Source organism: Halomonas sp. 3D7M (genome assembly GCF_014897885.1).
Classification (GTDB): Bacteria; Pseudomonadota; Gammaproteobacteria; order Pseudomonadales; family Halomonadaceae; genus Vreelandella.
The window spans coordinates 2,638-5,669 of sequence record NZ_JABUZF010000167.1; the positions used below are offsets into that span (position 1 = coordinate 2,638).

2 protein-coding genes are annotated in these 3,032 nt (G+C 54.0%); both read left to right on the forward strand.

Annotated elements, in window-relative coordinates; all coding sequences use genetic code 11:
* A partial coding sequence (gene ilvD, locus INT22_RS08310) for a dihydroxy-acid dehydratase (protein WP_226912525.1) occupies window positions 1-1,780 on the forward strand: 1,780 nt, incomplete at its 5' end.
* Window positions 1,781-1,890: 110 nt separating this feature from the next.
* Window positions 1,891-2,943 carry an oxidoreductase gene (locus INT22_RS08315; protein ID WP_095604554.1) on the forward strand — a complete coding sequence of 351 codons (1,053 nt, stop codon included), beginning with the start codon at window positions 1,891-1,893 and terminating at the stop codon, window positions 2,941-2,943.
* Window positions 2,944-3,032: the final 89 nt, after the last annotated feature.

The window sequence follows — 3,032 nt, forward strand, 5'->3', positions numbered from 1 at the left end:
GCGCGCTACAGGTATGAAAGACGACGACTTCCATAAGCCTATTATTGCGGTTGCGAACTCGTTTACCCAGTTTGTACCGGGCCATGTTCACTTAAAAGACATGGGCCAATTGGTCGCCCGTGAAATTGAAAAAGCCGGCGGTGTGGCTAAAGAGTTCAACACCATAGCGGTAGATGATGGCATCGCTATGGGGCACGACGGCATGCTCTATTCGCTGCCCAGCCGCGATATTATCGCTGATAGCGTTGAGTACATGTGTAATGCCCACTGTGCCGACGCGCTAGTGTGTATTTCCAACTGCGACAAAATTACCCCTGGGATGTTGATGGCTGCTATGCGCCTCAATATTCCGGTCATTTTTGTTTCGGGTGGGCCCATGGAAGCGGGCAAAACCAAGCTGCTAGATCACGGCCTAGATCTGGTCGACGCCATGGTTATGGCGGCTGACGATAGCGTTGATGATGAAACTCTGGCTGAAGTCGAGCGCAGTGCTTGCCCCACCTGCGGCAGTTGCTCGGGTATGTTTACCGCTAACTCGATGAACTGTCTAATGGAAGCATTAGGCTTAGCGCTACCTGGTAATGGTACCGTGCTGGCGACCCATTCAGACCGTCGGCGCCTGTTTGAAACCGCTGGCCATCGCATTGTAGAGCTGGCCAAGCGCTACTATGAAGGCGAAGAAGCCCACCTGCTGCCCCGTGCGATTGGTAACAAAGCAGCGTTCAAAAATGCCATGACGTTAGATATCGCCATGGGCGGATCTACGAATACAATTTTGCATTTGCTGGCGGCGGCCCAAGAAGCGGAAGTCGACTTCTCCATGGCGGATATTGATCGGCTCTCTCGGGAAGTGCCGCAGCTATGTAAGGTGGCACCCAATACCCAGAAATACCATATCGAAGATGTTCACCGTGCGGGTGGCATTATGGCTATTCTGGGCGAACTGGATCGTGCGGGAGTGCTGGACACGTCAGTGCCAACTGTTTACGGCGATAGCCTAAAAGCGGCGCTGGAAGAGTGGGATATTATGCGCTCGCCAAACGCTGAGGTGGTCGAGTTCTTTAAAGCAGGCCCTGGTGGTATTCCAACCCAAACCGCTTTCTCACAAAGCGCCCGCTGGCCAAGCCTAGATGGCGATCGTGCTACCGGTTGTATTCGCGACCTAGCGCATGCGTTCTCAACAGAAGGCGGTTTGGCTGTGCTTTACGGCAACATCGCCCTCGATGGTTGCGTGGTTAAAACGGCAGGCGTTGACGATTCGATTCTCGTGTTCGAAGGCAAAGCCCACGTCGTTGAGTCCCAAGATCAAGCAGTGGCCAATGTATTGGACGGTAAGGTCAAAGAGGGCGATGTAGTGGTCATTCGCTACGAAGGCCCTAAAGGCGGTCCTGGCATGCAGGAAATGCTCTATCCGACCTCGTACTTAAAATCCAAAGGGCTGGGTAAGGCCTGTGCATTGTTGACGGATGGCCGCTTCTCTGGCGGGACTTCTGGGCTTTCCATTGGCCATGTTTCCCCCGAAGCGGCGGCAGGTGGCGCGATTGGTTTGGTTGAGCAGGGCGATACCATTCTGATTGATATTCCCAACCGTACGATTAACGTGCAACTACCTGATTCAGTATTAGCGAAGCGTCGCGAGGCGATGGAAGCTAAAGGCAAAGACGCCTGGAAGCCCGTCGAGCAGCGGCCTCGTAAGGTAACTCCCGCACTGAAAGCCTACGCATTGCTGGCCACGTCAGCAGACAAAGGTGCGGTTCGCGACCTTTCCAAGCTCGACTAGGTGTAGGTACTATGTAAAACAGCCCGTGCAAAGCGGGCTGTTTTATGTGGATTGCTTTATGTGAGCTGCTTTATGCCCAATGCAAACCGTCAAAACGACTAAGGAATGTAATGAAGGCGATTATCAACGTTGGCCTCGTTGGCTATGGATTTGCGAGTAAAACGTTTCATGCGCCACTCATTCAGGCAACGGAAGGCCTGGATTTAGTCGCAGTATCCTCTAGCGATGCCGCCAAAGTGCATGCTGACTTGGATGTTGAGGTTGAGCGCCAAGCACTGGCGTTATGTCAGCGCAGCGATATTGACCTCATCGTTATCCCGACACCTAATGACACGCATTTTCCACTCGCCAAAGCAGCGTTGATGGCGGGTAAACACGTAGTCGTCGATAAGCCGTTTACCGTCACACTTTCAGAAGCCAAGCAGCTAAAAGCGCTGGCGATTGATAAAGAGCGTTTGGTGTCGGTATTTCATAACCGCCGTTGGGATAGTGACTTCCTTACTATTAAAGCGCTGCTTGAAGCCGGCACGTTAGGCCGTGTCACTGGGCTTGAGTCGCGTTTTGATCGTTTTCGTCCTGAAGTTCGTGACCGCTGGCGCGAAAAAGCCACACCAGGTGGGGGAATTTGGTATGACCTAGGCCCTCACTTGCTTGACCAAGCCTGTGAGCTGTTTGGGATGCCAAATGCCATCATGCTAGATCTGGGTGTGCGCAGAGATGACGCTAAAGCCGATGATGACTTTTTAGCGCTGCTGGAGTACGACGGCTGTCGCGTTAGCCTCAGCGCTGGCACGCTGGTTGCCGAATCAACACCGCGCTTCCGCATTAATGGAACGAAAGGTAGCTACCTTAAATACGGTCTAGACCCTCAAGAGGATCGCTTAAAAGCGGGAGAGGTGCCAACGCCTGCCTGGGGTGCTGACGCCCCTGGTACGCTGACCCTTCGCGAGGGCGACGGAGAAGAGGCACCGCTAGTGCGTCATGAGCATGCTACCCAGGCGGGTGACTACCTGGCTTACTATCAAGGCGTGGCCGTCGCGATCCGCGATAAAACGCCGCTGCCTGTTGATATTGACGATGCGCTACGGAGCATGACGCTCTTGGAAGCTGGTCTAGACAGCCACCGCCAACGCCGCTGGATACCGCTAAAACACCATTTGTAAGCAGTTGGGACGGCTGCCTCTGGGCGTCGTTCCGCTACCTTCCGCGGGTGCCTCATTCGCTCGTTCCTCGCGAGATTCGTTACCCAATG